The 271-nt window shown below is 83.0% G+C and carries 1 pseudogene; it reads left to right on the top strand.

Annotation, left to right across the window (positions count from 1 at the left end):
• Nucleotides 1-271, top strand: a pseudogene (locus FPZ47_RS29120) (hypothetical protein); the annotation flags it as partial.

Below are 271 nucleotides of genomic sequence, written 5' to 3' on the forward strand. Positions count from 1 at the left end.
CCGCGCCACCAGACCCTCCGGTTCCGGCCGCGCCCCCGGCACCGGCCGCGCCCCCGGCACCGCCGGTCCCGCCGGTCGCGCCCACACCGGTAGTACTGTCCGCCCCGGCAGCCCCGGCACCGCCGACACCGCCGTTCCCGCCCGCACCGCCGGTGCCGTTGAGGCCGCCGGCACTCGAATCCCCGCCGGCACCGCCCTGGCCGCCGGCACCACCGGCGTAGCCCGTAGCACCGGCGGGGCGGGGGCGGCCGCCACCACCGCCGGTCCCCCC

This window comes from Mycobacterium helveticum (genome assembly GCF_007714205.1).
In the GTDB taxonomy this organism is placed as follows: Bacteria; Actinomycetota; Actinomycetes; order Mycobacteriales; family Mycobacteriaceae; genus Mycobacterium; species Mycobacterium helveticum.